Here is a 26,465-nt window from a genome sequence, read left to right on the forward strand (position 1 = left end):
ACCCGACTAAAGTCGGTAAGAACAAGCTGGAACAAAATAGAAACCGTTCTGGTTCGGATATTCATAGCCACTTTAGTGGCGTAACTCTGTCTACATATTGTCGGACCGGACCGGCACCCGTTTTGCTTTCCTTAATCTTTTCTTAATCTCCACCAGCCCGACTTTTTCCTCCTCTCCTTCCTCATGTTTAACCACAATATATTCCTTAAAGAGGTTTATCTTCTCCACCACTCCTTCCCCTTTCTCGGTCTGGTATTTTGAGCCGATCTTAGGGTAAAGCTCCAGCCCTCTCTCGTAGGTCTCCTTTTCATAAAGCAGACAGCATAAAAGCCTTCCGCAATTCCCTGAGATCTTGGAAGGATTTAAAGACAGGTTCTGTTCCTTGGCTATCTGGGTGGTGATGGGTGAGAATTCCCGTATAAAGGTAGTACAGCAGAGCTGTAACCCGCAGCACCCGTGCCCGCCTAATCTCCTGGCTTCATCCCTGACCCCGATCTGGCGCAGCTCTATCCTGGTCCGGTAGATCGAGGCTAATTCTTTTACCAACTCACGGAAATCGACCCTCTTCTCCGCGGTGAAGAAAAAAGTCAGCTTGCTCCCGTCAAACTGGTATTCCACGTCCACCAACTTCATCTCCAAATTCCGCTCGTGAATCAATCTCTGGCACTCCTCCAGAGCTTTGACCCCTCTTTCCTCGTTCTCCTTCATCCTCTGCAAGTCTTCTGGAGTGGAAAATCTCAGGATATTTAGAGGTTTCTCTATCAGTTTAGAAGGATCCTCGACCTGGAGCTTTTTTGTCACTCTTCCTAAATCTTCTCCTCTTTCAGCCTGAACTATGACTTTATCCCCGGGTTTTATCTGAAGACCCTCAGGATTTAAAAAATATTGTTTTCTTGAACCCTTGAATTCCACCAGATATATCTCCATTTTAAGCTCCTCCAATCACACCTCTTTTTTAATATTACGTAACCAGCTTCTCTCTCCTTAACCCTGAGAGGGAGTTCCTCAGTTCAAATCCAAGGTTCAAAAGGGCTAATTTGAGATTGACGTATCTCAATAGATCACCCCTGATTTTCTCCACTGAGCCTATAGCCTCCTGCACCTGGTCTGAGCCTTTGAAATCATCTGCGAACTTCTCGATCTCAGCTTTCAGGTCCGGATTTAAAAGTCTTTCTTCTTTTTTAACCTCTATAGTCACATATACATCCCTCAGCAGGCTCAAAAGAGATGCTAAAAGCTCTAAGGCTGACTCTCTTCCATAATCCTGAAGAAGCTGATTAAGATAATCAACCAGTTCAAATCTATCCTTCTTATTTATGATTTTTAAAAACTCTACTCCTTTTAATCTGACTTCGTCTTTGTCCCCTTCGACTAAGGAAAAAGCCAGACCTAAGCTCCCTTCTGAAAGCCTGGCATAATGTAGCGCTTTTTTTTCTGGGACATTGAAATCCTTTTCAAGCCTTTTAGCAATGAGCTCTTCTGACATCCTCTTGAACCTTACCCTTTGACAGCGCGATACAATGGTAGGTAAAAGCTTCTCCGGCTCTGAGCTTAAGAAGATTAGAAGTGAATTTTTTGGCGGCTCTTCTAAGGTCTTGAGAAAGCAGTTTTCAGCTTCAATCGACATCTTCTCAGGATCCTGAACAATTAAGACTTTGACTTTCCCTTCAACTGGCGTGTAAAACAGGTTCCTCTGGGCATTTCTCACCTCTTCTATGGAGATCGAGCCTGGCTTCTCGTATCTGACAATCTTGTACGGCTCAGCCAGTTTTTCCTCAATGAATTTACTCCGGTTTTTCTGCTCCTCTTCCTCTTTTTCTTTTTTGCTTTTCTTAGAGGAAGAAACAGGGGGAAGAGGAAAAATCAAGGTCAGATCAGGATGAGTCAAATGACTGATCTTTTTGCAGGATGAACACTCGCTGCAGGAGTCATCTCCTTCTTTCAGGCAATTGACCGCCTTAGCCAGCTCAATTGCAAAAAGCCATTTTCCGACCCCAGGCGGACCAGTGAACAGATAAGCATGCGCAATCCTTTTTTCCCTGATTGCCCCCTGCAGGATTTTTTTAGCGATCTCCTGGTCTATTATCTCTTTAAATGACATTATTTCAACCATTCTAAAGGATCGAGCTGCTCTTTTCCTTTTCTTATCTCGAAATGAAGATTGTCTTCAGCCCCTGAGCCACTGATCCTGGCAATAGTCTGCGATTGGCTAATAGTTTCGCCTACATCCGCAAAAACTTCCTTTAGATTAGCATAAACCGTATAGAAACCTCCGTCATGCTGGAGGATAATGAAGTTCCCGTAACCCCTGAGCCAGGAAGAATAGACTACCTTACCGTCTGCCACTGCTTTTACCTCTTCCGATACAGGCGAGATATCGATTCCCGGGTTAAAGACTTTTGTGTTAAACCTCTTCTCCTCCTGCTGGCCAAAACCTAAGGCTAACTTGCCTTTGACCGGCCAGGGAATCCTTCCTTTCAAAGCTTTGAATATGCTGGCCTGGGTCTCGATTTCCCCTTCGGATCTTTTTTGCTCTAAGGAGGTCAATAGCCTCTCGATCTCTTTGGCGCTTTTTTCTAATTCTTTAACCGAACTAAGATAAATTTCTTTCTCAGTTCGGATGGTTTTGAGAAGTTTCTCTTTTTTCCCCTTTTCCGAGCTTCTCCTCTTTTCCTCTTTATCCTTCTCCTTGATTAACTGAGCTAATTCCCTCCTTTTCGTCTCCAGGGTCTTCTTGGTCTCTTTCACACTCGCGATCTCAGAGGAAACACCCTGAATCAAAGCCTGATCCTGCTGGGTTATGAGCTTAATATATCTTAACCTTCTCATCAGGTCAAGAGGGGAGGAGGCGCCGATCAGGATTTCGTATTCCCGGAACCTCATATATTTGTAGATATCCCTTAACCGGCATCCCAGTTCTTCCCTTTTGTCCTGTAACCTGAATTGGGAATTCTTCAGCAGTTCCTCTTCGGCTGAAATTCCTTTGCCGGTTCTTCTCGATTCCTGATTAAGCCTGGAAACCAGTTTATCTATAAGCTCCAGCTCCTCTTCCAGGTTTTTAATCTCTATGAAAACCGAGGACTCTTTTTTGGAGAGTTTCTTTATCTTGTCTCTTTTTTCCTCTAACTCTTGCCTGATCCGATGGAGCTCGTCTTTCTGTTCTGAGATCCTGCTTTCTATCTTCTGAGCCATTAAATCGCTTTGAGTGAAAGGGTATAATAAAAACCCACAGGTCAGGACCGAAAGAAAGAGGATCAGACAAAAGTTCAAAAATGTTCTCATTCTACATCTCGTCTATTTTTACAGGGGGTCGACTCCTGCATTAACCGGAATATTTTCATCCATTATCAGTCAGTTTTTTCCGCTCCGGATAAAAGACCGGCAAATCCGCCAAGGAGAAAACCGAACAATATGAAGGCAACCGAAAGGATTAAAGGTAAAAAACTAAGCTCGAATCCAAAAGAGCTGAAGAGATTGAATAGCAGATACAGGACCAGAAGGCTCAAAAAAGCGCTCACCGTTCCATTTATGATTCCCTCAAACAGAAAAATCTTTCTGGAAAAACGGCTTCCAACGCCTAAAAGGCTGAAAAGTTTCAACTCCTCAGCCCTGGACCTGCGGATATTCCTGAGAGTTTGCATCATGGTAAACAGCGATCCTGAGACCATGAAAACTCCTAAGGCTAAATTTATCCATAATGAGATTTTAAAGACGTTCTCTATTTTTCCGACCCAGAATCTGCCGTAATCTACCTCTTCCACACCTGCCATCTTCTTTAATTGAATGGAGATTTTCTCCATTTTATCCAGATTCTGATAAGCTGGCTTCAATTTTACCACCCAGGAAGAGGGCAATGGATTTGACTCCAGACCTTCCAAGATATTCTGCCCCAAGTAACCTTTCAACTCCTGCAGGGCTTTCTCTTTGGAGCGAAATACGGCCTGGTCTATTCCTTCCAGCTGGATGATTTTATCTCTAAGCTCGTCGATCTCTTTCTGGGCGAGTTCTTCTTGTAAATAGACATCTATTTCCATCCTGCTTTTTACTTTCTGGGTGAAGGTGTAAAGATTATAGGTTACTAAAAGAAAGATGCCGAAGATCAAAAAGAAAAAAGTCAGGTTGACCAAAGAGGTAAAGGTGGAACCTTTTTCCCTGAAAAATCCAGAGACCGATTCCTTTAAAAAGAAGAACAAACTCATTTTCTTATCTCTCCTTTTTCCAGCTGGATTACCCTCCCTTTAAAACTCCTGGCTATATCGTCTCTATAAGTAGTCACAAGCACTGTCGAACCTTTTAGATTGATCTCCTTGAAAAAATCGATAATCTCAAAGGTGACCTTTTGGTCCAATCCACCAAAAGGCTCATCTGCCAGGATAATCAGGGGCTCGTTTATAACTGCCCGGGCAATGGCAAGCTTTTTCCTTTCCCCGGCCGAGATCTCCTTCGGGAAAGATTTTCTTTTGGGATAGAGGTTGAATGCTCCTAAAAGTTCTGCTGTTCTGGACTTGATATGTTTCTCTTTTTTACCTGAGAGCCTCAAAGGTAAGGAGAGGTTTTCTTCCAGAGTTCTTTCCTTGATCAGCTTTAAATCCTCAAACACCACGCCTATCTTTTGCCTCAGCTCCGGCAATCTCTTTTTATTCTTTTCCAGGCTGTTGTATTTATCTATGAAGATTACTCCGCTGCTTGGCTCTTCCTCCATCCACAAAAGCTTGAGTAAAGTAGTTTTCCCCGCCCCATTTGGCCCAACCAGAAAAAGGAATTCTCCCTTTTCTATTTCCAAATCTACATTTTTTAGAGCGCTTCTCCAGCCATCATAGATTTTGGAGACGCCTTGCAATTTTATGAGGATATCTTTCATCTAATCCACTTAGTTAAACCAGATCTTGTCCAAGTTGTCCGAAGATTCGGCTAACTTCGCTGCCAGCATTATCGCCTTGATCATCCCCCCTGGGTCTGCTTTTCCTTTTCCGGCAATATCCAAGGCTGTTCCGAAATCGGGAGAGGTGCGAATAACCGGAACCCCGGCTGTCAGATTCACTGAGCTTCCCAATCCTTTTATCTTCATCGGAATAAGCCCCTGGTCGTGATACATCGCTACTATACAATCGAATCCAGATGAACGCTTCGGATTGAATAGAGAATCAGCAGCAAATGGACCGGATACATTTATCCTTTTTCTCTGAGCTTTTTTTATTGCCGGCAGGATTGCTTTTTTCTCCTCTTTTCCGAAAAGCCCTTCCTCTCCGGAATGAGGATTCAGGGCACACACGCTGATCATTGGCTTTTTTATTTTAAATAAGAATCTCAAGACCTTGTCTGTCAGTTCTATCTTTTCAAAAACCTTTTGAGAATTAATCTCTTTACTTACTCTAGATAAAGGCAGATGTGTCGTTACCAGAATTATCTTTAAATCATCCCTTATAAACATCATCCCGAATTTAGTTGAAGCAGTAAGAAAAGCAATCATCTCAGTCTGACCAGGGAAATCATACCCGGCTAATTTTAGACCTTTTTTGGATAACGGGGCAGTCACAATCCCGTCGATCTCTTGAGCTAAGGCAAACTGAACCGCATAAACCAGACAGGTAGCCGCCATACTGCCTGAGGTTTTGTTTACCTTTCCGGTTTTGACCTTTTTATAATCTAAATCGGTGCAATGCAAGATATTTATAACCTTTCCATCAGTATTCATTTCTTCTACTGAGAAGACCCGATTTAATCTGTACCCCCTTGGATATTTTTTAGTGGCTTGACGAAAAACATCGATGGAGCCAAAAACCAGAGGCACACAAATTCTTTTAACTTCAGGTTTGGTAATTGATTTAACCACCACCTCCGGACCTATCCCGGCCGGGTCACCCATCGTAATTCCCAGAATCGGCTTTCTTTTCATATCAAAGTAACTTATGCAAAATTTCGAAAATGGCAAGGAAAATCAAAAGTTTCGAAAACAAAAAGCAAGAAGCGAGGATCGAGTAGCGGGTATCGGGGGGAAACGGCTTAGCTGAGCCTTCACGACTCTGGTTACTAAATGCAAAGCTCAATAGAGAGACGCATGCGATGTGTCTCTACTGACTCCATTTTTCCCCGATGATTTTGAAAAGGTCTCACCCCGATTTAGTATAGCCCATCCCTTTGATGGGTCAACCTAAAGGTTGATACTCCAACTCAAAATATTGCTTGATAAATCAAGCGACTACAAAATACCCCTACCTGGAAAACCAAAGTCTTCCGCTACAATGTTGAAGATTTAATTGAAATGAAGGAATGGATAGGAGAAAACTCAACCCCCGAAAAAATTCTAATCCTTCATCGACTCTAAGAACTTCGGATTGTTCTTGGTCTTTCTTGTCCGATCCAGTAAGAACTCCATCGCTTCAAGTTGGTTCTGGAATTGGTGTTCCCGAATCAATCCTGCTCAGCCAAGTACGGGAATTCCGATTCCCGCACGAACAAGAAGAACTGAAAAACTATTTTGTGAGCAAGATAGATGTTGCGTTTTTTTGGTAAATTACATATAATTATCATAACCACTACTAAAGGAGTAACGATGAAAGCATTTTTAAACCATAGCCTTAGACTATGGATAATAGTGCCTTTGGCAATTACACTACTTTTCTTCACGCTCGTCACCCCTTTCGCAAAGACCCTGTACCAAGATGGAACCTTTAGTACTACGTTATTAACGGCGTCTTCGATCAAAAATGCCTCAGGTGGATCTCTGAAAAACCTCCAAGTAAAGGGTACTACAGGTATAAATCTTATCTCCTTTATACCGATCCAATATCAAAGTATGAACGGTACAAGTGAAGAGTATTATACTGAAGAATACTATTTAGGAAAGCTGGCACGTTGGCAAAATTCTTTCAGAATTCGTCAAGGTATCTTATCGTTTCTAATTGGCACTACTTTGGCAGCATACGGAATTTATGGACTCACAAAAAAGAATAACGACGGTGTATTATTGACAGCCAGTGGCATATCCATTGATGTTTTAGGATTATATTTAATCTATGGAAAAAGCCGGGCTCAGAAGTCTTATGAGAAGGCTTGGCAAATGGAAGATGAAGCAGAGAAACATAACTTAACTTTAGAGACCTTGCACTTTTATGCTCGGAATTATAGAGCATTTAGGATAGGCTCTGCAATTTTGTGTACAGCAGGCGGAATTTGGGTCCTCAAACAGCCAGACCCAGAGGAATGTGAGCCCTGGAATTACGCTCTTGGACCGAATCCCTGTGATCTATTGAACCCTGAGGAACAGAAAACTGCAAAAACGATGAGCACAGTTGCTCTCTTCTCTTCAGCCATCTTTCTCTTGGTTTGGAAGAGTCCCCCTGAGAAACTTTATAAGAAATATCGAGGTTTGCATCAGAATCTTGGTCTGGATAGAAAAGGGGATGTAATCTTATTCTTTTCCTATTATTTCTGAGCTGATAACAGGTAACATTGTTTTTACATTGAACGACCTAGGATTAAGTCAAAGACAGGCTGAAGTTTTAATCTTATTCTTCTTTTATGAATGTAAACTAAAGGGCAGATTAAAGAACGATTAAACCCCAAAAAGCTCTAATCCTTCATCGACTCTAAGAACTTGGAGTTGTTTTTGGTTTTTCTTATCCTGTCAAGCAAGAACTCCATAGCCTCGACTGAGTTCATCTCGTTTAGGAATCTCCTTAAAATCCAGATCTTGCTTAACTCCTCCTCAGACAGAAGCAGTTCTTCCTTACGGGTGCCAGAACGGTTGATATCCATAGCCGGGAAGATCCTGCGGTCCTGCAGCCGGCGGTCTAAGACTATCTCCATATTTCCGGTTCCTTTGAACTCCTCGAAGATGACTTCATCCATCCGGCTGCCGGTCTCGATCAAGGCAGTAGCCATAATGGTGAGGCTCCCGCCCTCTTCGATATTCCGGGCTGCGCCAAAAAACCTTTTCGGTTTCTGCAGGGCGTTAGCATCCACTCCACCGGAGAGGATTTTTCCGCTGTGAGGAACAACTGCATTATGCGCCCGGGCTAAACGGGTGATACTGTCCAAAAGGATAACTACATCCTGCTGGTGCTCCACCAGTCTTTTGGCTTTTTCTATCACCATATCTGCCACCTGCACGTGCCGATCTGCCGGCTCATCAAAGGTGGAACTGACCACCTCTCCTTTAACCGAACGCTTCATATCGGTGACCTCTTCTGGCCTTTCATCGATCAGAAGCACTATCAGCTTTATCTCCGGGTGGTTGGCGGTGACGCTGTTGGCGATCTTCTGCAGAAGGATAGTCTTTCCAGCCTTGGGAGGGGAGACAATCAAACCCCTCTGACCCTTTCCAACCGGACAGACCAGATCCATTATCCGCATAGAGACTTCTTCGGTAGCGGTTTCCAGTTGAATCCTTTTTTCCGGATAAAGAGGTGTCAAGTTGTCAAATAAAACCTTATGTTTTGCCACCTCCGGGTTCTCGAAATTAACTGCCTCGATCTTCAAAAGGGCAAAATACCGCTCCGAATCCTTGGGAGGTCTCACCTGTCCGGAGATAGTATCCCCCTTCCTCAAATCGAACCTTTTTATCTGGGAAGGGGAAACGTAGATATCATCCGGGCCCGGAAGATAGTTATAATCCGGGGAACGCAGGAAACCATAACCCTCTGGCAAAATTTCCAGAACCCCTTCTGCGAAGATAAGTCCGTTTTTCTCAGTCTTTGCCTCTAAGATCTTGAATATTAGATCCTGTTTTCTCAAGCCCGCGCAGCCGGGGATGTCTAACTCCTCCGCCAGTTTCAAAAGCTCCGACACGGTCTTGCTTTTAAGCTCAACTATATCCATAAATTCACCTCTTAAAATATGATTTGATTATATATTCCTTAGTTTTTGTCTAATTCTTTATCTAAACCTTCCAGGCAGATAAAAGAAGAGAGATCCTTTTCGATTCAAGCAGTCCGACTTAAAGCTGATCTTCTGACCTTTAGGCAACTGACCTGTTCTTTTTAAGTAGTCTGATTTTTTCTTTGATCTGTTTCACCTTTGCATCCCCCCATAATCTTTCTAACCCGTAGAACTCCCTGGTTTCGTCTAAGAAGATATGCACCACCACGTCCACGTAATCTAAAAGTATCCACTTGGAATTCTGGTACCCCTCGGCATGCCAAGCTCTTATCCCCTTTTTCTTGAGGCTTTCAGTTATATGGTCCGCGATCGCCCTGGCCTGTAACTCCACCTCTGCAGAACAGACTAGGAAGTAATCGGTGATATCCGCCACTTTCCTCAGGTCCAGAACCTTTATGTCTGCGGCTTTTTTCTCCAGGGCGTATCTGCCAATTAAATTTGCTAACCTCTGAGAAGAGATTTTCAACTTGAGCTTTTCTTCCTCCCTACGGGTCGTAAAGCTTTTATCGACCTTTTAATCTTTTAGTTTAAAAATCTTCTGATAATCCTGACCCAGGATCAGGGTATAGCCTATGTTCAGATAATTGTTTTCCAGCTGCCGGGTGAGGATGTTTTTCTTCTTCAGACCGATTTTTTCACCGATCAGCAGGGCGGTTTTCTCCTCTCCCATCCTATCCAGAAGAAGACTTTCCTTGACCAGGGAATCCGGCAAGTCTTTCTGTTCAACTATAACCAGATAATAGGGGCTGAAATTTTTTTTCTCCAGGAACTGGGCAAAACCAGGACTGATTCTTTTGCCTGAGGAGTTCAGCACTTGCACTCGCAAAGGATTCGTTCTCAGACTCCCCTCTGCTTGAGTCTGGGTTAACCTTTTGGCTGAAGAGAGAACAAATAATATTATCAATAAACCCAAAAAGGCTATACCCAGATCCACAAACCTTCCCCCCCGTTTTGCTTTGGACCTCTTGCGGTAAAAACGATACCTTTTATCCGCGCCTTTTCGCTTGAACATAATTTTCGGGAATAAAGAAACTCAGCACTGCAGAAAATCTATCTGGAAATAAATTTTAGATATTTTAGTTTTAAAAAAGAAAAAACGTAAAATAGCTTCGATAACCTACCTCTTACCTGTACCAATATTCATACCACCCAGGCATACTAGAGACGTCTATCCTGAGCTGAAAGCTTTTGCTCGGCTGATAAAAGAGCTGAAAATTCGGCAGCAAAACACCGTTAAGGCTCTGGCTGCCTCGGTTGAAGACAGAAAGTGGCTGGTGCAGATAGGCCAGCCCTACCCTGACCAGCAAAGGCTGGGAGATTCTGTATTCTAAGGTATTAGTGTACAATCCGAAAGTCCCGCTCTGTTTGCCTGAGGAAAAAAACGAAAAAGTATAACTCTGGCTCATTTTCAACCGGCTCGGATCAAGCAGGCTGAACCCTTTTAATTTGACGGATGGCTCATTGACACTTTTATCTTGCGCAAAGCCACTTTGAATTGACAATAATAGGATAGTAAGGATCAAGCTAAGATATATTATTTTTTTCATCTTCCCCTCCTGCGCGAACAGGATTCAATATAACCTTATTCAACTTTTTGTCAAGCCTTATGTTCTACGCCAGATTTTAGTTTTGTGTTTGCCAGGTATTCTTCCATCTGCAAAAGCTCAGAAGTCGAGTTAACCCCTTTAGTCTCCCAGGGATTTTGAACTCTCAGGGCTTCAACCTTTTCTCCCCCTCTTTTTAATATCCCCAGCACATCGGTAATATAATATTCTTTTTGAAGATTATCCCTTTTTACTTTCTTTAGAGCGGAGAAGAGCGCTGGAGCAGAAAAGCACATCTCTCCAGTATTGATCTCCCTGATCTTTTTCTCCTCCGGGGTAGCATCTTTATCCTCTACTATCCTCTCGAAATCCCCATTTTTATTTCTGACAATCCGCCCATACCCTTTAGGGTCCTCTAAGACTGCTGTGAGGACTGTGGCTTTTGCTTTTTTCTGCTGATGGGTTTTCAGAAGTTCAATTACGGTTTCAGTTTGAAGCAGGGAGACATCTCCGCAGAGAACTAAGAGCTCTCCGTCGAAATCATGAAAAATAGGTTCCGCCTGCATAACCGCATGCCCGGTGCCCAGCTGCTCTTTCTGCCAGACAACCTCCACATCTTTCCCTTTCACAAAATCGATTACTTTTTCCCCTTGATAACCAACCACCACTGCTACCCTTTTTAAATTTAGACTGAGAACTGTGTCCAGAACATACCCTATAAGAGGTTTTCCGCTTAAAGTGTGCAGAACCTTGGGGAGATCAGATTTCATCCTGACCCCCTTGCCAGCAGCTAAAATTATACAGGAGACCTTGTTTAAGTCAAGATTCATTTATTTTTGGGATTTATTATTCTTATCGACGTAAACTACCCTGGGCTTGAATTTTTCTGCCTCTTTCTTTTCCATCCAGGAATAGGAGATTACGATTAAAATATCTCCGATTTCGCCCAATCTCGCCGCAGGTCCATTCAGGCAGATTATCCCGGAATTCGATTTGCCTGGAATGACGTAAGTTTCAAACCTGGCTCCATTATTGATGTTGACCACCTGAACTAACTCATAGGGTATCATATCCGCTTTCTTTAAAAGGGTCTGATCTACAGTTAGACTTCCCTCGTAGTTCAGATTTGCATCGGTAACTTTAACCCTATGGATTTTCGATTTACAAACCGCTATTAACATAAGATTCCTTTAAAAATTTAGACACAGATCTTGAGATTATCGATTAATCTGGTTTTACCAAATTTTACAGCTAAAGAGAGTAAAAGTTCCCCTTTAATTTTTCTAACCGGCTCAAGAGTCTGAGTATCAGTAAGTGCGATATAATCTATTTTTGCCAGAGGCATTTGCTGTATCATCTCTGTCATCTTTTTTATTACCTTCAGGGGATTTTTTTCACCAGCCTTTATCATCTTTTCCCCCAACTTTAAAGACTGGTACAGGATTTTAGCCTGGTCTCTCTCCTCGGCATTAAGATAACTATTTCTGGAGGAACAGGCAAGCCCATCTTTTTCTCTTACAGTCGGACATACGATTATTTTCACAGGAAAGTTCAGGTCTTCTGTCATTTTTTTGATGATAAGTGCCTGCTGAGCATCCTTTTGACCGAATATGGCATAATCCGGTTGAACAATATTAAATAACTTTGCTACAATAGTGCAGACCCCCTTGAAATGCCCGGGTCTGGATGCTCCTTCTAATTTCTTGGACAACTCTTCAACATTGACATAGGTGAGATACCCCTCTGGATAAATATCTTCCACTCTTGGAACGAAAATAAGGTCACATCCCGCTTGCTGGAGTAATTCCTTGTCTTTTCTTAAATCCCTCGGGTATTTTTTGTAATCCTCCTTAGGCTTAAACTGAGCAGGATTAACAAAAATACTGGCCACCACAAAATCCCCTAACTTTCTGGCTTTTTGAACCAGACTCAAATGACCTTGATGCAAAGCCCCCATAGTCGGCACAAAGGAGATTTTCTTGCCCTTCTTTTTTAAGGAAAGTGCACATTCCTGCATTTTTTTAGGGGAGGAGATCAAGTGTATCATTTTAAATTGGTTCCATAACTTCAATGAGTAGCGAGGAGATAGGTATGAGGGATAAATCACCACTCGATTTGTGGATATCTCTGTTTTATTTCAGACGGAATGTTCTTGGTTGCTTCACCGATTATCTCCAGGTTCCTTATAACTGCGTCGATCAGCATCTGATTGCTGGTAAATTCCTCAAACGACTTGCCCTTCACATACTCCAGAATTCTCTTGGCGCAATCCCGTATGTCGGTGATAAAGAGCACATAATCCCTTTTAGGCATAAACCGCCTCCGATAAAATTCTACTTTTTATTTCATCTCTGATCGCAGTTTTAATAACCAGATCTACCTTTGACCCGATGATCTCCTCCAGGAAGAACTTCAGCTCCATATAACGGTCGAAAGTTTTATAGCCTGGCTCAAATTCAACCAGTATATCTACATCGCTTGACCTCTTCTGCTCTTCCCGAACGTAAGAACCAAAAACACCTATCTCTTTCATCTTGAATTTATTCCTTAGATCGGCATTATGCTTTTTCAAAATGCTAACCAATTCCTTTATGGATTTTGTTTTCTTGTTTCTCATCTTTCATCCTCCATCAGATCTTATCAATTCTTAATAGCTCTCTTCTTCCGAAGGATATTTCTTAGTTTTGACATCATCTATAAAATTCTTGCACGCTTTTCTCATCTCTTTCGCCAGCTCTGTATATCTTCTCACAAATTTGGGTTTGAATTCCTCGTATAATCCTAAAATATCGTTGACCACCAGAACTTGTCCATCACAATCTATACCTGCGCCAATTCCGATGGTGGGAATTTTGAGGGTGGAGCTAATCTTTTTGGCAAGCTCTCTGGGGATACACTCTAAGACTATGGAAAAACAGCCTGCATCTTCTAATGCTTTGGCGCTTTCCAAAAGATATTCAGCTTTCTTCTCATCTTTTCCCTGCACTGAATAACCCCCGAATTTCTCAATCGACTGCGGGGTCATGCCAATATGCCCCATCACCGGAATCCCAACCTCTATCAGCCTTTTTACAGTATCCTTCATCTCCAGACCACCCTCTATTTTGACTCCGTGCGCACCGCCCTCTTTCAAAAATCTTCCCGCATTCAAAATCGCATCCGAGACTGAAGTCTGATAGGATAAAAAAGGCATATCGCCTATTACCAGAGCTCTTTTTGCTGCTTTTGATACCGCTTGTGTGTGATAAATCATCTGATCCATACTGATTGAAAGCGTATCCTTAGCCCCATAAAAGACCATATTGGCTGAATCACCCACCAGGATGGAATCTATGCCGATATCATCTAAGATTTTAGCAGTGAAAAAATCGTAAGCAGTCAGAACCGCGATTTTCTCTCCTCTCTGCTTCATTTTGAGAAAAGTCTTGACAGTCACTTTATCTTCTGGCATAAGAGTTAATCACTAAGCTGCAGGCACATAATACCTGGTGCCTGGTTTTTCTTCTTTGACAATATTCACGAGGTCTTCAAATTGGCTGGGATTCTTTTGAAAATCCAGATTGTCATTTTTTACCACTAATAAATTACCTAAGTTATAATGGAAAAAGAAATGGTTATACGATTCCACTAAGAGTGAAATATATTCCAAATCTAAGCCTTTTTCAAAATCTCTTCCCTTTTCCTTTATCCTCTTTTGTAAAACCTCCGGACTGGTTTGCAAATATATCACCAGATCAGGCCTGGGAATATCCTTTTCCAGAATAGGCAGGATCTTCTCATACAGATAAAGCTCCTTCTGGCTCAAGTTGATCGAGGCGAAGATCCGGTCCTTCCAGAAAAGGTAATCGCTTATCACCTTAGCATGGAAAAGGTCTAATTCCAGCAAACTTTGCTGCTGTTTGAACCTGGAAAGAAGGAAATAGACCTGGGTTTGAAAAGCAAACCTCTTCCGGTTTTTGTAAAAATCCAATAAGAAGGGGTTCTCCTCTATCTCCTCTAAAACCAGAGAAGCTCCAAACCTCTCAGCTAAAAGTTGTGCTAAGCCGGTCTTCCCAGCACCTATTGCTCCCTCCACTACTATGTAGTTTAAACCTGCCATTTGACCTCAGATAATTTTACCTCCTGACCTGTCTTTATTTTTTGCAGAAACATCTTAGGAGTTAAATGCAGAGCCGGATGTTTCCATCTTGAACCCAGCTCGATCAACGGTATTAGGACAAATCTTCTTTTGTGCATCTGTGGATGAGGAAGCGTTAGCTTATCATCATTAATAACCATCTTGTCATAAAGGAGTATATCCAGATCTACTTTTCTCGGACCCCATCTTTTTCCTCTAACCCTGCCTAACTTCCTTTCTATCCCTTGAAGAAGATAAAGCAGAGATAAAGGCGGGAGTTTAGTCTTGATTTTAATTACCGCATTCAAAAACCAGCTCTGATCCTTGAAACCAACCGGCTCAGTCTCATAGATAGAAGAGGTTTTAAGGACTTTAACCATTTTCAGATTCTTAATCTCTTTCAAAGCCTGGTTCAAGTTCCTTTTCTTATCTCCTAAATTTGAGCCCAGGCACAGATAAGCAATTGCCAATTATCTTGCTCCTTTAATTTGATCTAACCTGATGTTCGGGTGGAGATAAACTCCACCTCTACGTGTCTTCTGTTTCAGACTTCCTTTCTTCTTTCTATCTCTACCTCGATATCATCTAAGTTTCCAGGAACCGGAGGTATCTTTTTCCTCACCCTGACCTTTACCAGGTCAGGTTTGAATTTAGTCAGGACCTCATCAGCTATCCGGCTGGCAACTGCTTCTATAAGGGAAAAACGCTCTCCGGTCATAATATCATGAACTGTCTGGTAAACTTCCTTATAATTGACAGTGTCTTTGAGTCTGTCGCTTTGCTCTGCTCTGGAAAGATCAAGGAAAAGCTCCAAATCCACCTCAAATCTCCTGCCAGTCTCCTTTTCCGCAGGTGAGACCCCGTGAAACCCGTAGAAGATCATATTGTGCAGTCTGATTATGCCCATATCTTTAACTGCGGTATCTTTTTTGCCAGAAGTGGGAATGCTCTCTTATCCTTTCCCCTGCCTCTTTGAGTTTCTCCTCCGGCTGGTTCAAGCAGAGCCGGATAAATCCCTCTCCCGGTCCTCCATATTCGATACCCGGAGAAGCTATCACCCCGGTCTTTCTCAAAAGCATCCGGCAAAACCCCAGGGAAGAATATCTTCCAGGTATTTGTGCCCAAAAAAAGGGAGTGGCTTTTGGTTTTCTTGCTCTCCAGCCCAGACTCAAGAGGAGCTCGGTCATCACATCTCTTCTAACTTTGTATTCCTGTTTGTTTCGGCTTATTATCGGGTCGTATTCTTCCAAAAGGACCTCAGCCAGTTTGAGCAGAAGCCGGTTGGGCTGGTGATTGAAAAGCCTGCTCTGGGATTCCAGACCTGAGATCATCTCCTTATCACCCACTATAAAACCGCAATCTATGCCAGAGAGTCCCGTGCCTTTGGAAAGCGAATGCAGTTCCACTCCAACCCTTCTTCCGCCTTCTGCCTGCATCAGGCTGGGGGGTCCGAAGTTGGATCCATAGGATTGAAACTCCTCAAAATAGATCTCATTGTAAGATGCATCCTGCACTACTCTGATGTTATTTTTCAAAGCTACTTCTGCCAGCTCTTTATAGAAAAAAAGGTCGGCTAAGGAGCCTGTGGGGTTATGTGGATAATTTAAGAAGAAAAACTTCCTCTCGTCTTTGTTCTTATTCTTCAGAAGTCCCAGATTCGGCAGGTAATCATTCCTTTCTAACAGTGGAAGGACCTCTATCTCCCCTTCAGCTAAAAGTGCACAGCCTTTATAAAGCTGAGCCGCGGGCTCGCATACAAAAATCTTATCCTCTGGATTTATGAAAGAAAGCGCAAGCTGGGTCAGGGTTTCCCTTTTACCGGAGTAAAAGAAGATCTCGGTTTTAGGATTCAGCGAAACTCCATATCTTTTTTTAAACCAGAAAGAAAAAAGCTCTTTTACTTTGAAGATTTCCTCTTTCTCCGCATAGCCGAAGTTCTTCTTGTCCTGGAGAAAAGGCAAAATCTTCTGAACAGAGCCTGGTAATGGCAGGGCCGGATCGAATCGGCCTAAATCGATTATCTCTACTCCCTTTTTATCCAGCCTTTTTAAAACCCGGTTGAAATCAAATAAAGGATAGGGCGGAACCTTCTCCAGTCTAACTGCTTTTTCGATTAAGACTTTTCTCATATCATTTTCAGCTTTTTTAACTTTTCTAAGGACTCATCAGAAAGTTCCTCAGACTTTCCCAAAATTTTACATAATAGATTGATTTTAGCCAAATGCTCGACCATCTCCAGACGGTTGTAAGCTTCATATATATCTTTTCCTAAAGTCAAGACCCCATGATTCTCCAATAAAAAGGCATTATGCTTTTCTATAAACGGAGAAAGAGAGTTTGGCACTTCCTCAGTTGTCGGAGTGGCATAAGGTGTCAATGGGATCTTCCCCAAGAACATTATCACCTCAGGCAGCAGATTTTGGGATAAAGGTAAATGAGCGCAGGCAAAAGCCAAAGAATAAGGAGCATGGGCATGCACAGCCGCATTGATATCTTTTCTTTTTTGATAGACGAATAACTGCATTCTAAGCTCAGAAGAAGGCTCTAAATTTCCGGAGACTTTCTTTCCTTTCAAGTCCACTACCACTAAGTCGTTATCTTTAAGAAACCCTTTGTTCTTGCCAGCAGGAGTGACCAGGATTCTATTCTCACCCAGCCGGATACTCATATTCCCTTCAGACGCCACCACATATCCTTTTTGATTCATCCTTTTCCCGATTTCGACTATTTCTTTCTTGGCTTTGAGAATAGAGTTCATAATTTTCCGGAGAGAATATTAAAGATTCGACTGCCCGAATTTTAGTCCACAGGACAGAAAGATGATAATAGCTCCCTTTTTCTTAGTCAAGATAAATCTGATGAAGAAGTAGGGGCACGTTGCAACGTGCCCCCACGATCCCACTCAGAAAGCAGATTGCTTCGTAGTCTAAATGGACTCCTCGCAATATCAGATGATCTCATTTTTGTAACGAACTCAAAATCTCTTTTTCTAAAGTATATAATTTAAACCTCAAATTCTTAAATTGCTCTGCTGAGCCTTTTTTTATGATTTTCCCGAACTCTTCTAAAACCCTCAAAGCCTCTTCAGCTCTTCTCAAATTCGCCTGGACAATCGCTTTTACATCCTTCCTTTTCCCTTCGTGTAGACCCATGCCCTTAGCTCCCAAATCACCCTGACTGTCACGGCATTGAAGAAGGAGTTTCTGATCGAAATTCTCCTGCGAGATTTTAGTTAGTTTATGGCGCAGGTTTTTCAGCCCCTTGGAGAGTTTTTCATCCTCCCACATGAACCTGGCAACCTCTTCCACTACTCGTAGACCTTCCCGCGCCCGGTTCAGGTTAGCATCAATGATTCTGTAGATATTTTCTTGGTCTTTCATCTTGTTTCGTGCCGTAGATAGGTAGCGTCCTCACTCCCGTGAAGACGATCTTCGTTGCCTGAGCAAACCCCCGTAGGGCAGGAGAGGCAACACTACGGTCTTCTCAATCGATAAGCCCGAGAACCGAGCAACTACGAGCCTCTAACCAGCCGGCCGTCACTTAAAACTGGAAGAATTTGCAGAGAATTAACCTCAGAGCACAGTTGCAAATCCTTTTCAAAACCTAATTCGATAAGATACCTTCCGTGTGAGGATTTTTTCAGCATTTCCAGAAGGTTACCTTTATATATTTCGTACAATTTAAGCGCAGCATAAGCCGCATCATTCAACTGGCGAACATCCTTATTAACAAAAGCGTCAATATATAGCCCTCCGCAGACTGCATCCTCGATTGAGAACTGATCCAGCTTACCTGAGCAGATGATCGAAAGGTCATTTAAGTTAGAATTAAGATGTTCTGCAACAGTCTGGAAATTCACAAAGGAGCCTACTGCAAGAGAAAGACCGACTGCTCCCTTAACAATAGCTTTTGAACCATTGGTGGTGGCGAAAATCAGGGTCTTATCTTTTATCTTTTCAGCCTCATACTCAAAAGGAGAGTTTCCCAGGTCAAAACCCTCGATCTTTTTACCCTCCCGCTCCCCGCAAAGAAGAGCCGCATCCCTGCCTATTTTCCTGGAAAGCTCAATCGCCGTATCCATTGAGCTGGTGGGGATGATATCTTTGCACCCGTTGTGAAAAGCATAGGCGATGGTGGTAGAAGCCCTTAGCACGTCTATCACTAAAACAGCTTGATTATTTAATTCCTCCTCTTTAACTTCATTTGGAGTAAAAAACAGGTCAATTTTCATACCTAGGCAGTCCTCAGCTTATTTATGAGTGAAGTTTTTATAAAAGGGCGGCTTGGTGACTTTTGCCAGATAGTCTTTACCACGGATGTTTATATTCAGGTCTGCCCCTACCTCAGAGGATTGAATGTCGACATACCCTAAACCAATCCCCTTTTCCAGAGAGGGTGAAAAGGTGCCGGATGTCACTTCACCTATCTTTTTTCTGTTTTTTTCTATCTGGTAATGCTGTCTGGGAAAGGCTCTATCAGAAAGCTCAAAGGCAACCAGTTTTCTTTTTAACCCTTCCTTCTGTAACTTTATGGTCGGCTCTTTTCCAACAAAATCCCCCTTGTCCAGTTTAACTATCCAGCCCAGACCTGCCTCCAGAGGATTTGTGGTTTGGTCAATATCGTTCCCATACAGCATATATTTCATCTCCAGTCTCAAGGAATCCCTGGCACCCAAACCAATCGGCTCAATTCCAAATTCCTCTCCAGCTTGCATAATCGAATCCCAGAAATGTTCGCCGTATTCATTCGGCATATAAAGCTCAAAACCATCCTCACCTGTATAACCTGTTCGGGAGAAAAGTATTTCTTTGCCTGCAACCTTTCCTCTGGCTGCCCAGTAATATTTGATCTTTTTCAGATCAACATCAGTTAACTTTGACATCACTTTCTCTGCGACTGGTCCCTGAATAGCTAAAAGCGCAGTCTGGTCACTTATATTTTCCAATTTCACGTCCCCGAACAAATGCTCTTTTAGCCAGTTGAAATCCTTTTCAATATTGGATGCATTCACGACCAGGAAGAAACGGTCAGGCAATCTGTAGACTAAAAGGTCATCCACGATCCCGCCATCCTCATAGCACATACAGGAATATTGGACCTGATAATCAGATAATTTGGACACATCGTTTGTGGTTGTCTTTTGCAGAAAAGCGAGTGCATCCTTACCCTTAACTTCGAACTCCCCCATATGGGTGATGTCAAAAAGCCCCACAGTTGACCTGACCCTGCGGTGCTCCTCCATTATCCCTTTAAACTGGATCGGCATCCAGTAACCGGCAAACTCCACTATTTTGGCATTGTTTTTAAGATGGATCTGGTAAAACGGGGTCTTTTTTGGCTCAGACATATAGAATCCTTTGAAAGATTTTAAAATATACTTGTGTTCTGTCAGGAGTAGCTCCTGACAGAACACAAAAACTCAAGCGGATAATATAAATAAAAAAAATTTAAAGTGGAATTTTTTTTGAGAATTTTTTACAGCGTTGTCACTCCAGTGACAACGTAATGACATTTTGAGTTGTTCGATTCATCGAGCAAAACTCCCAATAAACTGGGCAACTACAGGCAAAAAAAGGCTACCCGAAGGGTCGCCTTTTTCCTTGTCTACTGTCTACTGTCTACTTTTTTAGCTTTTTCAGCCTTTCCTTCGCATCCGCAACTTCAGGAATCCCCGGGTCGGCGTTTTTCCAGATATCCAGAAATTCCTCATATTTCTCAATCGCCTTATTGTTCCAGCCGGATTTCTCGTAAGCCAAGCCCAAGAGGTAATATGCCTTCACTGCATAAATGGTATACAGTGCCCGGTTGTAGTCATATCTTAGAAGTCCTTTCTCCAGCTGAGCTACTGCCTCACTCAATTTACCCAATTTAAGGTAAATACCAGATAAGAAATAACAGGCATCGATACGAGGAGCATATTGCATAGCCTGTACAAAATTGGTTATTGCTGTTTCCAGGTTCCCCTTGGCCAGTTCAATCTTTCCAACCATATACCAGTAGTCCTCATAAGCGGACAGAGTGCCTGGATCCTTTTTCTCAATGTTTCTTCTCAGAGTGTTGGAAACTTCTTCACCCGCAGCAACATCTCCGTTCTCTACCAGAAGATAGGCATAATGGTCTTGCCAATAAAGAATGGCATCAGGAGATTCCTTCTGGATGATTTCCATACTCTTTTTAATCTCATTCAAAGCCAAGTTCAGATTTTTCTTCTCTTCATATATCATAGCCTTTAAGTAATGCTTCCACGATGGTTCTCCTTTAATCTGTTCCATCTTATCTGCAGTAAGACCGTAGTCCAGGGCCTCAAGAGCCTCTCCGAATTTCCCCTGATACAATGGAATATAAGCCAGACGAGTCCTGCCCCCCGACCGAATATTCTTATCACTACTGGAGGCAAGCTCTTTATAACAGCTTTCAGCTTTAGCATAGTCTCGCTTAAAGAGATACATATTACCCAGCATTGACAGGGAATTGTAGAAGTCGGGTTTGATCTCTAAGGATTTTTTGTAAGATTCAATAGCCTGGTCTAACTTCCCGTTGTAAGCATAGAGATTACCTCTTGTATTATAAGGATTGGCTTCACCCGGTGCTAAAGAGATATATTTATTAATAGCCCAAATTGATTTCTCAAAGTCTCCAACCCTATCATAGACGTAGGCAAGTCCGTTATAAGCCTCCTTATACAGTGAATCTATCTCAATGGCTTTGCTAAGATAATGAATTGATTCATGAAACTTCTCCAGCTGCCTATAACTTAGACCTAACCCTAAAAACGCCAGCTTCTCATCGGGATAACGTTCAACTATCTTTTGCAGTGCTTTTATATACTGAGCAGTATTCTCTGCTGCACCTGCTTGCCAAGCTTGAATATACAATTTCTCCTTCTGGCTCACTTTATCAGAGTATTTCACTGCTTTAGCTATCAATGCTTTGTATTCCGGACCAGTTAAGTTCCGTGAAGCCTCAGCCAACCAGAAATATGCCATTGCAAAGGTAGAGTCACAAGCCAGAGCTTTTTTGAAACTTTTCTCTGCCTCTGGATGGTAATGTTTGTAAAGAAAGTCCATACCCTCCAGATAATAACGGTATGCTTCTTGTGAATGAGTTGTGACTTCTGCTACCTTAGGAGTTTCTTCTTTCTCCGCTTGAGTCGGAAGGGAGAGGTCTTGTTTTATCTTTAAGGTCAGCTTGTCCACAATTGAGAATATCTTCTCTTTGGGCTCTCCGGTGATGCGCTGGGCTGCCAGAACTCTATTGCTTTTAACCTCCACCAACTGCGAGGTTAGTATGACTTGGGGCTCAACTTGAAGGATACTGCCTAAAAGCATCCATCTGGCTCCTGCCTTTCTCGCTACTTCTGAAGCTACGCTCTTGTCTATTATCTTCACGCCTTCCTTCCCCAACAGCTTCAGGATATCATATAACCCTTGACTGGACACCACATTCATATATTGAGACTCAGAAAGACCAGTTATCAAAAGGTTAGTTACAATCTCCCCAAGCCTTTCCTTATCTTCTCTGTCCACCAGATTCTCAAAATACATAACAGCTAAGGAGTTTTCTTTGGCGATTGCCCCCTTCTCCGGAGCTATCTCAAATTTGAAGGGTTTGAGAATTAAGAAGAGAAGCACTAAAAGAAAAACAATTGAGGCAGGAATCATAATCGGAAGAACTTTTCTCTTGGGTTTCGGTGCTATCACCTCTTTAGGAATCTGTCCAGTTTTCAGATATTCCAGGTTCTTCTTTTCGTGCCTCAAATCTGCCAATAAATCATCTATATGCTGGTACCTTTCCTCTTTATCCTTCGTTAATGCTTTGAAGACTATCCTCTCCAATTCTCCAGAAATCTGGTTGTTAAACCTAACTGCTGGCTGTGGCTCCTCGTTGATTATAGAATAGATAATGGCGGCTTGATGTTCTCCACCAAAAGGAAGCTTTCCAGTCAAAAGCTCATATAAGACAACTCCAAATGAGAAAATATCGCTTCTCGAATCTACTTCCTCACCCTGAGCCTGTTCTGGCGACATGTAGGCAAGGGTACCTAAGGTTGAGCGGGTCTTGGTTAGTTTGGTTGCTCCTTTCAGTTTAGCTAAACCAAAATCCATTATCTTTACTTGGCCCCGGGGAGTAAGCATTATATTGTCAGATTTGATATCTCGGTGCACTATGCCCTTTTCGTGAGCCATGGCTAAACCTTCACATATTTGTATACCGATATCCAAAACCTTCTTTATGGAGAGTGTCTCTTTTTCAATCAGCTGCTTTAAAGTCTTCCCCTCCACATATTCCATAGCTATAAATAACCCTTCTGGATTCTCCTCAATCCCATAAATAGTAGTGACATTCGGATGATTCAAAGCGGAGGCAGACTGTGCTTCGTGGATAAAGCGAGCTTTTTCTTCGGGATGGTCAGAGATATGGGGAGGCAGAAACTTCAAAGCGACCAGACGTTGAAGCTGGACATCCTGGGCTTTATAGACCACACCCATCCCGCCCTCACCTAATTTCTCTAGAATCTTGTAATGCGAAATTGTTTTGCCAATCATAATCTATTACGCTCAGTTATCGAACTCATCCCCTAACCCCTTCTCTTAATAAGAGAAGGGGGATACAAGTCCCCCTCTTTTTAAGAGAGGCCTGTCCCGCCAACGGCGGGGGATTCAGGGTGAGTTCGTAATGTGAAATTTTTTTGCCCAGCATACCTTTTTTTGACGGATAACATCTTGACTTTGTCTTCAATAAATCGAGAAATCCTCTGATTGTCAACTAAGAAATGCTGGAACCTTGCTCTTAGTCGGATGTTATCATCCGATTATTTCCTTCTGGATGAATATCCTGTGAATCCAAATGGATATCCAGAAGGAGCAAAAACAACAAAGGACAGAACGATGTTCTGTCCATACAAAGAATTTGGGCGAGGAAACCTCGCCCCTACATTGACATACAATCTTCTATTCCCTGTCTACTGTCTACTACCTACTGTCTACTTTTATCAACTGAAAGACCAAAAACTAAATCTGATCTCTAAATTCAACTTAGGCTCAAAACTTTTTTAAGGAATTTACCCGTATAGGAGCTTCCATTTTGAGCCACCTGTTCTGGTGTGCCGCTGGCGATTAATTCTCCACCCTCATCTCCACCTTCGGGGCCTAAATCGATGATATAATCTGCAGCTTTGATTACATCTAAGTTGTGTTCGATGACCACCACACTATTTCCTAATTCCACCAGACGGTTCAGAACCTTTAAAAGCATCTTTATATCCTCAAAATGCAGACCTGTGGTCGGCTCATCCAGGATATAAAGGGTCTTGCCTGTGCTCACCTTGGAAAGCTCGGTCGAGAGTTTTACCCTCTGGGCTTCTCCCCCGGATAAAGTCGTGGCAGACTGGCCCAAATGGATATATCCCAGTCCGACTTCCTTCAAAGTCAGGAGCTTTCTACGAATGCTGGGTATATACTCAAAAAAGGTTAACGCCTCATCCACAGTCATATCTAAAACCTCAGCGATGTTCTTCCCCTTATACCTTATCTCCAAAGTTTCACGATTATACCTCTTCCCTTTGCACACCTCGCAGGGAACATAGACGTCTGGCAGAAAATGCATCTCTATTTTGATTATCCCATCTCCCTCGCAAGCCTCGCACCTCCCACCTTTCACGTTGAAACTAAACCTTCCAGCCTTATAACCCCTGACTTTTGCCTCAGGTATCTGGGCAAAAAGATCCCGGATAAAGGTGAAAACCCCGGTATAAGTCGCAGGATTGGAACGGGGAGTTCTGCCGATTGGGGACTGGTCGATATTTATCACCTTATCTATTTTCTCAAGCCCAATTACATCCTCATATTTTAGCGGAGCGATGTTCGAGCCATAAAAGTGGTTTGCCAGCACTCTGTATAAGGTTTCATTTATAAGGGTAGATTTCCCAGAACCAGAGACCCCGGTTATGCAGGTGAAAACACCAAGGGGTATGTCCACCTTAATCTTTTTGAGATTATTTCCTGAAGCACCTAATATCGAAAGGTAATCTCCATTGGATAACCTCCTTCTTTTTGGAACAGGGATGGAGAGTTTGCCTGAAAGGTACATCCCGGTCAAGGACTGGTTATTTTTTTTGATGGCAAGAGGAGGACCACAGGCGACCACACTACCCCCTTGTTTACCTGCACCTGGTCCTAAATCTATCACGTAATCTGCAGTCTCAATCGTTTCCCTATCATGTTCAACCACCAGCACGGTATTCCCTAAATCTCTCAAACCCAGGAGAGTGTTGAGCAGCCTTTTGTTATCCCTCTGGTGTAATCCGATTGAGGGCTCATCCAGTATGTATAAAACCCCGACCAGCCTAGACCCTATCTGGGTAGCCAGCCTTATCCTCTGCGCCTCGCCCCCAGACAAGGAACTGGCGGCTCGGTCTAAAGTAAGATAATCCAGCCCCACGTCTACCAGGAATCCTATTCTTTCGTTTATTTCCTTCAGTATCTGCCTGGCTATCTGCTGGCTTCTTTTGGATAGCGAAAGGTTCTGGAAAAACTCTCTTGCCCCTTTGATGGATAAGGCAGTTAGCTGGCTTATGGAAAGTCCTCCGACTTTGACTGAGAGGCTTTCCTGCTTTAACCTGGCACCTCCGCACTCCAGGCACGGTTTTATGCGCATGAACTTCTGGATCCACTCCCTTATCCCTTCGGATTCTGTCTGAATATATCTTCTTTCCAAATTCGGTATCACTCCCTCGAAGGTGCCGAAATATTCCCCTTTTCCCTTTCCGTTTTCAAACTCCCATTGAAATTTCATTTCATCTTTGGTTCCATAAAGTACTGCTTTTTGAACTTCCTGGCTCAGTTTATCAAAAGGGGTATATAAGTTGAATTTATAATGATTGGAAAGACCCCTTAACCGATGCATATAGTAGGAGCCAAAAGGTATGCCCCAGGGAAGGATAGCTCCCTGGGCTATGGAGAGTTTTCGATTCGGCACAACTAAATCCGGGTCTACCTCCATTTTTGTTCCGAGACCAGAACAGGCTGAACAGGCCCCAAAAGGAGAGTTAAAAGAGAACATCCGGGGGGTCAGCTCTTCATAGCTGATATTGCAATGTGGGCAGGCATAATGCTCTGAGAAAACCAAATCTTCTTTATTATTGACCTCTATCAGGATTATGCCTGAGCCCATCTTCAAGGCGGTCTCTATAGAATCTGCCAGCCTTTTCTTTATCTTATCGCCCACTATAAGTCTGTCTACTACTACCTCGATATTATGTTTCTTATTTTTATTTAAGACTGGCTCTTCTTCTATCTCAAATATTTTTCCATCGACTCTGATCCTGACAAACCCTTCCTTCTTGACTTCCTGAAACAGGTCCTTGTATTCGCCTTTTCTTCCCCTGACCAAAGGGGCTAAAACCGAGACTTTGCTGTTCTTCGGCAAAGCTAAAATCGCATCTACTATTTGCTCTGCGGCCTGCTGAGTGATTTGTCTCCCGCACTTGTAACAAAAGGGGATACCTACCCTGGCATAAAGGAGCCTCAGGTAATCATAGATCTCAGTTATGGTGCCAACTGTGGAACGCGGGTTCTTTGAGGCGCTCCTCTGTTCGATGGAAATAGCTGGAGAAAGCCCTTCAATAAAATCCACATCCGGCTTTTCCATCATCCCCAAGAACTGCCGGGCATAAGCCGAAAGAGACTCCACATACCTCCTCTGCCCTTCCGCATAAATGGTATCAAAGGCTAAGGAGGATTTACCTGAGCCAGAAATCCCGGTAATGACTACCAGTTTATTCCTGGGAATCTCTAAATCGATATCCTTAAGATTATGCTCCCGGGCACCTTTAATTTTTATTATATCCTGTGGCATTTTCATTCCCTACAGGTCGCAATTCTCTATCGACTTTACTACGAAGTAACCCTTCATAATATACACAG

At 42.8% G+C, this 26,465-nt stretch carries 28 protein-coding genes; 1 reads left to right on the top strand and 27 read right to left on the bottom strand.

From position 1 onward, the window contains the following. Nucleotides 1-90: 90 nt before the first annotated feature. The 7 genes from MUP17_09655 to MUP17_09685 all read right to left on the bottom strand — a co-directional run bounded on the left by MUP17_09655 (nt 91) and on the right by MUP17_09685 (nt 6,705). Entirely contained in the window at nt 91-942 is an 852-nt protein-coding gene (locus MUP17_09655; GenBank protein MCJ7459244.1) for a hypothetical protein, read from the bottom strand. Between the two features lie 19 nt (nt 943-961). Next, a complete protein-coding gene (gene holB, locus MUP17_09660) occupies nt 962-2,101 on the bottom strand; it encodes a DNA polymerase III subunit delta' (protein ID MCJ7459245.1) in 1,140 nt (379 codons plus the stop codon). Continuing rightward, nucleotides 2,101-3,282: a peptidoglycan DD-metalloendopeptidase family protein gene (locus tag MUP17_09665; GenBank protein MCJ7459246.1), complete on the bottom strand. Its 1,182-nt coding sequence runs from the start codon at nt 3,280-3,282 to the stop codon at nt 2,101-2,103. The genes holB and MUP17_09665 overlap by 1 nt, the downstream gene beginning before the upstream one ends. Before the next feature lie 65 nt (nt 3,283-3,347). Continuing rightward, nucleotides 3,348-4,199, bottom strand: coding sequence for a permease-like cell division protein FtsX (locus MUP17_09670; protein ID MCJ7459247.1), 852 nt, complete (start codon nt 4,197-4,199; stop codon nt 3,348-3,350). Then, nucleotides 4,196-4,861, bottom strand: coding sequence for an ATP-binding cassette domain-containing protein (locus MUP17_09675; GenBank protein MCJ7459248.1), 666 nt, complete (start codon nt 4,859-4,861; stop codon nt 4,196-4,198). The genes MUP17_09670 and MUP17_09675 overlap by 4 nt, the downstream gene beginning before the upstream one ends. 9 nt (nt 4,862-4,870) lie before the next feature. Next, on the bottom strand, nt 4,871-5,896 hold the full coding sequence (gene pdxA, locus MUP17_09680; GenBank protein ID MCJ7459249.1) for a 4-hydroxythreonine-4-phosphate dehydrogenase PdxA: 1,026 nt from the start codon (nt 5,894-5,896) through the stop codon (nt 4,871-4,873). 515 nt (nt 5,897-6,411) lie between these two features. Continuing rightward, on the bottom strand, nt 6,412-6,705 hold the full coding sequence (locus tag MUP17_09685) for a hypothetical protein (protein ID MCJ7459250.1): 294 nt from the start codon (nt 6,703-6,705) through the stop codon (nt 6,412-6,414). A 91-nt stretch (nt 6,706-6,796) separates the two neighbouring features. Here MUP17_09685 and MUP17_09690 point away from each other — a divergent pair, with 91 nt between their 5' ends. Next, nucleotides 6,797-7,435, top strand: coding sequence for a hypothetical protein (locus MUP17_09690; protein ID MCJ7459251.1), 639 nt, complete (start codon nt 6,797-6,799; stop codon nt 7,433-7,435). 137 nt (nt 7,436-7,572) lie between these two features. Here the strand turns inward: MUP17_09690 and rho are convergent, their stop codons facing one another. The 20 genes from rho to uvrA all read right to left on the bottom strand — a co-directional run bounded on the left by rho (nt 7,573) and on the right by uvrA (nt 26,397). Further along, nucleotides 7,573-8,820, bottom strand: coding sequence for a transcription termination factor Rho (rho, locus tag MUP17_09695; GenBank protein MCJ7459252.1), 1,248 nt, complete (start codon nt 8,818-8,820; stop codon nt 7,573-7,575). Between the two features lie 139 nt (nt 8,821-8,959). After that, entirely contained in the window at nt 8,960-9,346 is a 387-nt protein-coding gene (gene rsfS, locus MUP17_09700; GenBank protein MCJ7459253.1) for a ribosome silencing factor, read from the bottom strand. 48 nt (nt 9,347-9,394) lie between these two features. Continuing rightward, nucleotides 9,395-9,814, bottom strand: coding sequence for a hypothetical protein (locus MUP17_09705; GenBank protein MCJ7459254.1), 420 nt, complete (start codon nt 9,812-9,814; stop codon nt 9,395-9,397). Nucleotides 9,815-10,004: 190 nt separating this feature from the next. Continuing rightward, nucleotides 10,005-10,427, bottom strand: a complete 423-nt coding sequence (locus MUP17_09710; GenBank protein MCJ7459255.1) for a hypothetical protein — start codon at nt 10,425-10,427, stop codon at nt 10,005-10,007. Between the two features lie 50 nt (nt 10,428-10,477). Next, complete coding sequence (locus tag MUP17_09715; GenBank protein ID MCJ7459256.1) at nt 10,478-11,194, bottom strand: sugar phosphate nucleotidyltransferase; 717 nt, start codon at nt 11,192-11,194, stop codon at nt 10,478-10,480. A gap of 60 nt (nt 11,195-11,254) precedes the next feature. Further along, nucleotides 11,255-11,605, bottom strand: a complete 351-nt coding sequence (locus tag MUP17_09720) for an aspartate 1-decarboxylase (GenBank protein ID MCJ7459257.1) — start codon at nt 11,603-11,605, stop codon at nt 11,255-11,257. A 17-nt stretch (nt 11,606-11,622) separates the two neighbouring features. Further along, nucleotides 11,623-12,471, bottom strand: coding sequence for a pantoate--beta-alanine ligase (panC, locus tag MUP17_09725; GenBank protein ID MCJ7459258.1), 849 nt, complete (start codon nt 12,469-12,471; stop codon nt 11,623-11,625). Nucleotides 12,472-12,527: 56 nt separating this feature from the next. Further along, nucleotides 12,528-12,737 (bottom strand): DUF86 domain-containing protein, encoded by a 210-nt coding sequence (locus MUP17_09730; protein ID MCJ7459259.1) that lies wholly within the window; start codon nt 12,735-12,737, stop codon nt 12,528-12,530. Beyond that, complete coding sequence (locus MUP17_09735) at nt 12,730-13,041, bottom strand: nucleotidyltransferase family protein (GenBank protein ID MCJ7459260.1); 312 nt, start codon at nt 13,039-13,041, stop codon at nt 12,730-12,732. The genes MUP17_09730 and MUP17_09735 overlap by 8 nt, the downstream gene beginning before the upstream one ends. A 30-nt stretch (nt 13,042-13,071) precedes the next feature. Next, nucleotides 13,072-13,875, bottom strand: a complete 804-nt coding sequence (gene panB, locus MUP17_09740; GenBank protein MCJ7459261.1) for a 3-methyl-2-oxobutanoate hydroxymethyltransferase — start codon at nt 13,873-13,875, stop codon at nt 13,072-13,074. Between the two features lie 12 nt (nt 13,876-13,887). Further along, the gene (locus MUP17_09745) at nt 13,888-14,523 is read right to left on the bottom strand and encodes a deoxynucleoside kinase (GenBank protein MCJ7459262.1); all 636 of its coding nucleotides are present in this window, start codon (nt 14,521-14,523) and stop codon (nt 13,888-13,890) included. Beyond that, on the bottom strand, nt 14,511-15,011 hold the full coding sequence (gene folK / locus MUP17_09750; GenBank protein ID MCJ7459263.1) for a 2-amino-4-hydroxy-6-hydroxymethyldihydropteridine diphosphokinase: 501 nt from the start codon (nt 15,009-15,011) through the stop codon (nt 14,511-14,513). The genes MUP17_09745 and folK overlap by 13 nt, the downstream gene beginning before the upstream one ends. A 74-nt stretch (nt 15,012-15,085) precedes the next feature. Beyond that, nucleotides 15,086-15,448: a dihydroneopterin aldolase gene (gene folB, locus MUP17_09755; protein ID MCJ7459264.1), complete on the bottom strand. Its 363-nt coding sequence runs from the start codon at nt 15,446-15,448 to the stop codon at nt 15,086-15,088. A 4-nt stretch (nt 15,449-15,452) separates the two neighbouring features. After that, complete coding sequence (locus MUP17_09760; GenBank protein MCJ7459265.1) at nt 15,453-16,670, bottom strand: aminotransferase class I/II-fold pyridoxal phosphate-dependent enzyme; 1,218 nt, start codon at nt 16,668-16,670, stop codon at nt 15,453-15,455. Continuing rightward, nucleotides 16,667-17,299: a class II aldolase/adducin family protein gene (locus tag MUP17_09765; protein ID MCJ7459266.1), complete on the bottom strand. Its 633-nt coding sequence runs from the start codon at nt 17,297-17,299 to the stop codon at nt 16,667-16,669. Before MUP17_09765 ends, MUP17_09760 begins: the two co-directional genes overlap by 4 nt. A 199-nt stretch (nt 17,300-17,498) precedes the next feature. After that, nucleotides 17,499-17,921 (bottom strand): thiamine-phosphate pyrophosphorylase, encoded by a 423-nt coding sequence (locus MUP17_09770; protein ID MCJ7459267.1) that lies wholly within the window; start codon nt 17,919-17,921, stop codon nt 17,499-17,501. Between the two features lie 131 nt (nt 17,922-18,052). Continuing rightward, on the bottom strand, nt 18,053-18,772 hold the full coding sequence (locus tag MUP17_09775) for a 2-phosphosulfolactate phosphatase (GenBank protein ID MCJ7459268.1): 720 nt from the start codon (nt 18,770-18,772) through the stop codon (nt 18,053-18,055). A gap of 18 nt (nt 18,773-18,790) precedes the next feature. After that, nucleotides 18,791-19,888 carry a glycine cleavage system aminomethyltransferase GcvT gene (gene gcvT, locus MUP17_09780; GenBank protein ID MCJ7459269.1) on the bottom strand — a complete coding sequence of 366 codons (1,098 nt, stop codon included), beginning with the start codon at nt 19,886-19,888 and terminating at the stop codon, nt 18,791-18,793. A gap of 271 nt (nt 19,889-20,159) precedes the next feature. Next, nucleotides 20,160-23,087 (bottom strand): protein kinase, encoded by a 2,928-nt coding sequence (locus MUP17_09785; GenBank protein ID MCJ7459270.1) that lies wholly within the window; start codon nt 23,085-23,087, stop codon nt 20,160-20,162. A gap of 484 nt (nt 23,088-23,571) precedes the next feature. Then, a complete protein-coding gene (uvrA, locus tag MUP17_09790) occupies nt 23,572-26,397 on the bottom strand; it encodes an excinuclease ABC subunit UvrA (GenBank protein MCJ7459271.1) in 2,826 nt (941 codons plus the stop codon). Nucleotides 26,398-26,465 lie beyond the last annotated feature (68 nt).

It is taken from the genome of Candidatus Zixiibacteriota bacterium (genome assembly GCA_022865345.1).
Lineage (GTDB): Bacteria > Zixibacteria > MSB-5A5 > MSB-5A5 > RBG-16-43-9 > RBG-16-43-9.

What these genes read in the sequence shown, in the direction of transcription:
- MUP17_09730 (MCJ7459259.1), bottom strand. Translation starts at nt 12,737, where the DNA reads ATGCCTAAAAGGGATTATGTGCTCTTTATCACCGACATACGGGATTGC.
- panB (MCJ7459261.1), bottom strand. Translation starts at nt 13,875, where the DNA reads ATGCCAGAAGATAAAGTGACTGTCAAGACTTTTCTCAAAATGAAGCAG.
- pdxA (MCJ7459249.1), bottom strand. Translation starts at nt 5,896, where the DNA reads ATGAAAAGAAAGCCGATTCTGGGAATTACGATGGGTGACCCGGCCGGG.
- MUP17_09775 (MCJ7459268.1), bottom strand. Translation starts at nt 18,772, where the DNA reads ATGAAAATTGACCTGTTTTTTACTCCAAATGAAGTTAAAGAGGAGGAA.
- MUP17_09670 (MCJ7459247.1), bottom strand. Translation starts at nt 4,199, where the DNA reads ATGAGTTTGTTCTTCTTTTTAAAGGAATCGGTCTCTGGATTTTTCAGG.
- MUP17_09720 (MCJ7459257.1), bottom strand. Translation starts at nt 11,605, where the DNA reads ATGTTAATAGCGGTTTGTAAATCGAAAATCCATAGGGTTAAAGTTACC.
- panC (MCJ7459258.1), bottom strand. Translation starts at nt 12,471, where the DNA reads ATGATACACTTGATCTCCTCCCCTAAAAAAATGCAGGAATGTGCACTT.
- MUP17_09745 (MCJ7459262.1), bottom strand. Translation starts at nt 14,523, where the DNA reads ATGGCAGGTTTAAACTACATAGTAGTGGAGGGAGCAATAGGTGCTGGG.
- rho (MCJ7459252.1), bottom strand. Translation starts at nt 8,820, where the DNA reads ATGGATATAGTTGAGCTTAAAAGCAAGACCGTGTCGGAGCTTTTGAAA.
- MUP17_09715 (MCJ7459256.1), bottom strand. Translation starts at nt 11,194, where the DNA reads ATGAAATCTGATCTCCCCAAGGTTCTGCACACTTTAAGCGGAAAACCT.
- MUP17_09770 (MCJ7459267.1), bottom strand. Translation starts at nt 17,921, where the DNA reads ATGAAAGACCAAGAAAATATCTACAGAATCATTGATGCTAACCTGAAC.
- uvrA (MCJ7459271.1), bottom strand. Translation starts at nt 26,397, where the DNA reads ATGCCACAGGATATAATAAAAATTAAAGGTGCCCGGGAGCATAATCTT.
- holB (MCJ7459245.1), bottom strand. Translation starts at nt 2,101, where the DNA reads ATGTCATTTAAAGAGATAATAGACCAGGAGATCGCTAAAAAAATCCTG.
- MUP17_09690 (MCJ7459251.1), top strand. Translation starts at nt 6,797, where the DNA reads ATGAACGGTACAAGTGAAGAGTATTATACTGAAGAATACTATTTAGGA.
- MUP17_09675 (MCJ7459248.1), bottom strand. Translation starts at nt 4,861, where the DNA reads ATGAAAGATATCCTCATAAAATTGCAAGGCGTCTCCAAAATCTATGAT.
- MUP17_09665 (MCJ7459246.1), bottom strand. Translation starts at nt 3,282, where the DNA reads ATGAGAACATTTTTGAACTTTTGTCTGATCCTCTTTCTTTCGGTCCTG.
- folB (MCJ7459264.1), bottom strand. Translation starts at nt 15,448, where the DNA reads ATGGGCATAATCAGACTGCACAATATGATCTTCTACGGGTTTCACGGG.
- gcvT (MCJ7459269.1), bottom strand. Translation starts at nt 19,888, where the DNA reads ATGTCTGAGCCAAAAAAGACCCCGTTTTACCAGATCCATCTTAAAAAC.
- MUP17_09735 (MCJ7459260.1), bottom strand. Translation starts at nt 13,041, where the DNA reads ATGAGAAACAAGAAAACAAAATCCATAAAGGAATTGGTTAGCATTTTG.
- MUP17_09760 (MCJ7459265.1), bottom strand. Translation starts at nt 16,670, where the DNA reads ATGAGAAAAGTCTTAATCGAAAAAGCAGTTAGACTGGAGAAGGTTCCG.
- MUP17_09765 (MCJ7459266.1), bottom strand. Translation starts at nt 17,299, where the DNA reads ATGAACTCTATTCTCAAAGCCAAGAAAGAAATAGTCGAAATCGGGAAA.
- MUP17_09710 (MCJ7459255.1), bottom strand. Translation starts at nt 10,427, where the DNA reads ATGAAAAAAATAATATATCTTAGCTTGATCCTTACTATCCTATTATTG.
- MUP17_09785 (MCJ7459270.1), bottom strand. Translation starts at nt 23,087, where the DNA reads ATGATTGGCAAAACAATTTCGCATTACAAGATTCTAGAGAAATTAGGT.